The organism is Mesorhizobium sp. M7A.F.Ca.US.014.04.1.1 (assembly GCF_003998745.1).
GTDB lineage: Bacteria > Pseudomonadota > Alphaproteobacteria > Rhizobiales > Rhizobiaceae > Mesorhizobium > Mesorhizobium ciceri.
In genome coordinates this window covers 1-446 of record NZ_RZRW01001462.1, presented here as the reverse complement: position 1 = coordinate 446, position 446 = coordinate 1, and the positions used below count along the sequence as shown (strand labels likewise).

The window sequence follows — 446 nt, the reverse complement described above, 5'->3', positions numbered from 1 at the left end:
GTCAAGGCACACACTGGCGACACCGTCAAGTTCGTGCCGACCGACAAGAGCCATGATGCCGAGTCAATCAAAGGCATGCTTCCAGACGGCGCCGAGCCCTTCAAGGGAAAGCCCAGCGAGGAAATCACCGTTACGCTGACAAAGGAGGGCGTTTACGGCGTCAAATGCGCGCCTCACTACGGCATGGGCATGGTCGCCCTGATCGTTGTCGGAAAGCCGGTCAATCTCGATGCCGCCAAGGCGGTCAAGCATCCCGGGAAGGCAAAGACGGTGTTCGCCGACCTGTTCACCCAGGTTCCGGTCAACTGATCGGCAATCGATACAGCCATGCCTGCCGCATGAGGGCAGGCGAGGGCCGGACGGACCGAGGGCGGCGGTTCATCCGGCCCTGTTCATTTGGAGACGCAAATCATGGGGATTCCACGCCTGCGGGCCTACACAGGACC

The 446-nt window shown here is 61.2% G+C and carries 1 protein-coding gene; it reads left to right on the top strand.

The window, feature by feature from the left end:
- On the top strand, positions 1-309 hold a 309-nt coding region (locus EOA22_RS37120; RefSeq protein ID WP_127390780.1), incomplete at its 5' end, for a pseudoazurin.
- Between the last annotated feature and the right edge of the window lie 137 nt (positions 310-446).